We start from the raw sequence: 3,404 nt of genomic DNA on the forward strand, positions 1-3,404 counted from the left end.
GGTTATTAAATAGGAAAACCTATAAACCTTTTCTTTATTTATCTCTTAAAATCAGAGATAATTGTATTATTAGATTGAGAGGATTATCGATCACTCCTTGAGTCTTTGAACTCGTTATTGAAAGACTGATACCTCTCTCTAATAAGCAGTTTACGAATGAGTTGGATGTTGGTTGCTTTTTAGCTTCTCTCCGAATATACAACAAGGTGTTAACGCTTATTAGTAGAGTGGACTCACAATCTAAAATATTACTTTATGAGGTGCTCTTTATGTTATATTTAGGAATTGATATTGCCAAAAATAATCATGTTGCTTCTTTAATTAACGAAAATGGAAAGACTCTTTTTAAAGCTTTTTCTTTTTCTAACACTTCAGATGGTGGAGAAGCTTTGCTTTCCAAATTAAATTCTTTTTCTAGTAATAACTCTGATTTTACTGTTGGTATGGAAGCTACAGGTCATTACTGGTTAGCTTTGTATTCTTTTCTTTATGACAATGGATTTACCATTTATGTCATTAATCCTATTCAAACAGATGGTTGGCGAAAGGGAACTGAGATCCGTAAAAGAAAAACTGATATTATAGATTCTCTTTTAATTGCTGACCTCATCCGCTATGGTTCTTTTGTGGAAACATCTCTTTCCAACGAAGATATGTTTTCTCTTAGAAATCTAACACGTTTTCGCTCATACCTAATTCAATCTATTTCCGATTTGAAAAGAAAGGTAATCAGTGTTCTAGACCAAGTATTTCCCGAGTATCAAGCCATCTTTTCTAATATTTTTGGTAAAACCTCTAAAGAACTTTTGTTACAATTCTCCTCTCCTATTGACTTTGAAGATATTTCTACTGACTCTTTAGCTGAATTGATCAATAAATTAAGTCGTAAGAGATCTGGAGACATTAAAGCTAATTTAATTAAATCCAAAGCTAAAAATTCTTTTGGAATTACTTTTAGCAAAGATAGCTTTACTTTTCAATTAAAGGCTCTTATCCAACAAATGAACTTTATTGAATCTCAAGTTAAAGATACAGAGAATGAAATCAATAATCTTATGTCTTTAGTTGAGTCACCTATTACTACCATTCCAGGCATTGGGAATGTAATTGGTGCTACTATTCTTGGGGAAATTGGCGATATTAATAAATTCGATTCTCCAAGAAAGTTAGTTGCTTATGCTGGGATAGATGCCGTTGTTAGTAGTTCGGATGAATTTCAAGCTACGCATGCAGTTATGAGCAAAAGAGGATCTCCTTATTTAAGGAAAGCCTTGTTTCAAGCTGCTTTAGTAGCTTCTTTTAATGATCCTGTATTAAATGCTTATTATCTTAAGAAACGAGGTGAAGGTAAACATCACCTTACTTGTATTGGTGCCGTTTCAAGAAAAATGTGCAATATCATTTATGCTGTGCTTAAAAATCAGTGCCCTTATGAAGTAAGATTAAATGAGTAATATCTACTTTTTCCTACTTTTAAATATTACCTTTTAAAGCTTGTTATTTACAAGTCTTATTTGTTGTGCCTATTTTAAATATTAAAAACCTAAAAATTATTTTATTTTATTGCTTGACTTTTTATAGTTGGTCTTTCACTTTTGTTAATTTTTTTATTTTGCTAAATCCTAACTTTATAAAACCAAATATCTTGCTTCCAATCATATTGATTCCTTCAAATATTGATAAATACAAGAGTTCAATTGTTGAATAAAGTAAGGCTATAATTAGAATTATGATTAATAAATATGAAATGTTTTCCATTAATAAATTTCTAGGAAGGAATGAGTTAAAGGAAATTAATTCTTTTAAATTCTTATCTATAAATAAAATATTTATTATATTTACTGTTAAATTTAATGATAGTACTATCATTAAAACTCTAATAACCATTTTTACAATTTCTTTTATATTGCTTACTCTTCTTTTATAAAATTTCTTTAACATATTTCACCTTCCTTCCTTTTAAATTAATATTTCAAATCTTTTTCTTCTTCAAACCCTTTATTATCAGTAATTTCTTGAATCTTCTTTTCTGCTATTTCTTCTGCTATTTCTTCTGCTTTTTCTTCTATTGCTTCTTCTGTTGTAAATAGCAATTTACCTGATAACACACTTTCTTGAATAAATTCATTATGTTTTTCTTCAATCCATTCTTTATAGTCTTTTCCTTCAGCCTTTAATATTTGTTGAACTACAGCTTTAGGATTTTTTCTTCTACTCATTATCAACTTCCTTTCCTATCTACTATACTCCTTTTCTTTTTTCCTTTTTTTAGAGTAAGCAGTCATTTCTCTTTCTAGCTTTATTTTTGTCTCTTCCTTAATGGTTTTTTGTTTCTTAATATCTTTATAGTATTCATTTTTATTAGTCATTTTTTCTAAATTATATTTCTTGGCTAGATATTCGGGTATTGGTCTTTGAAGGATAAAATATGAATAGGCATATCCTTTTTTGTATCTAGTTTCTTTTTTATAAATTTTAAAATCTTCTGGTATTGTGTGAGTATTATTTATGCTTTCTAGAGAGTACCCTATGCATATTTCTTTATGTCTATAGTTAATTTTACTATCCTTGTTTGACTTATAGTATTTTACTTGTTTATATATAATAAAATCATCTGTAAAGTCATCTTCGACTTTATTTGTTATATATTTTTCTTCTAAGTATAATAAGCTATTATCCTTTAATACTCCTGACATTTCTATATTATTTTGTTTATATAACTCTTTTATATGAGGATTTTCCCATTTCTCTTGTTCATCCTTATTTATAATTATTCCCCTAATAAGTTCATTGTTTCTATTCGTTCTGTAGATATATATTTTATTACCTCCTTTTTTTGAAAAATAAGGGAAGGATATAAATCCCTCCCTTACTTTTAATTAGTTATTTTTTCTTTTTGATATAAATATCCCTGATCCTAATAGGCCTAATCCCATTATGCTATATAATAATGTTCCTGCTGTACCTGTTTTAGGTAATTGAGGTAATTGGATAGGACTATTCCATAATGTTTTTTCAATTGTTGCTCCATGGGTTTTAACCGAAATATGTCCTACTTTTTTAGCTAATACATATCCTTCTGGTGCTATAGTTTCTTTATAGGTATATTCGCCATAGGGTAATCTAACTCTGACTTTACCATTTTCATCTGTAAACCCACTAAATACTGTTTTATCGTTAATGTCATATATTTCAATTTTTGCTCCTTTAATTACTTTTTGTGTCATAATATCTTTTTTAGTTATCACTACGTCACTTTCTATAATTTGATTATGCAATTCAGACTTAACTGTTTCTCCATTTTCTTTAATTTCAAAATGATGTTCTTCTTCACTTAGTACATAGCCCTCTGGTGCCTCTATTTCTTTAAAGTAATATTTACCATACTTTAGTTCTTTAAAATA

At 28.3% G+C, this 3,404-nt stretch carries 5 protein-coding genes; 1 reads left to right on the top strand and 4 read right to left on the bottom strand.

Going from position 1 to position 3,404, the window contains the following annotated elements; translation table 11 throughout:
* Positions 1-269 precede the first annotated feature (269 nt).
* Entirely contained in the window at positions 270-1,454 is a 1,185-nt protein-coding gene (locus VK071_04200) for an IS110 family transposase (GenBank protein HLR34516.1), read from the top strand.
* A 121-nt stretch (positions 1,455-1,575) separates the two neighbouring features.
* Here the strand turns inward: VK071_04200 and VK071_04205 are convergent, their stop codons facing one another.
* The 4 genes from VK071_04205 to VK071_04220 form a co-directional block, all read right to left on the bottom strand.
* A complete protein-coding gene (locus VK071_04205) occupies positions 1,576-1,941 on the bottom strand; it encodes a hypothetical protein (protein ID HLR34517.1) in 366 nt (121 codons plus the stop codon).
* A gap of 23 nt (positions 1,942-1,964) precedes the next feature.
* Positions 1,965-2,219: a hypothetical protein gene (locus VK071_04210; protein ID HLR34518.1), complete on the bottom strand. Its 255-nt coding sequence runs from the start codon at positions 2,217-2,219 to the stop codon at positions 1,965-1,967.
* A gap of 15 nt (positions 2,220-2,234) precedes the next feature.
* On the bottom strand, positions 2,235-2,696 hold the full coding sequence (locus VK071_04215) for a hypothetical protein (GenBank protein HLR34519.1): 462 nt from the start codon (positions 2,694-2,696) through the stop codon (positions 2,235-2,237).
* A 183-nt stretch (positions 2,697-2,879) separates the two neighbouring features.
* On the bottom strand, positions 2,880-3,404 hold a 525-nt coding region (locus VK071_04220), incomplete at its 5' end, for a SpaA isopeptide-forming pilin-related protein (GenBank protein ID HLR34520.1).

This window comes from Tissierellales bacterium, assembly GCA_035301805.1.
GTDB lineage: Bacteria > Bacillota > Clostridia > Tissierellales > DATGTQ01 > DATGTQ01.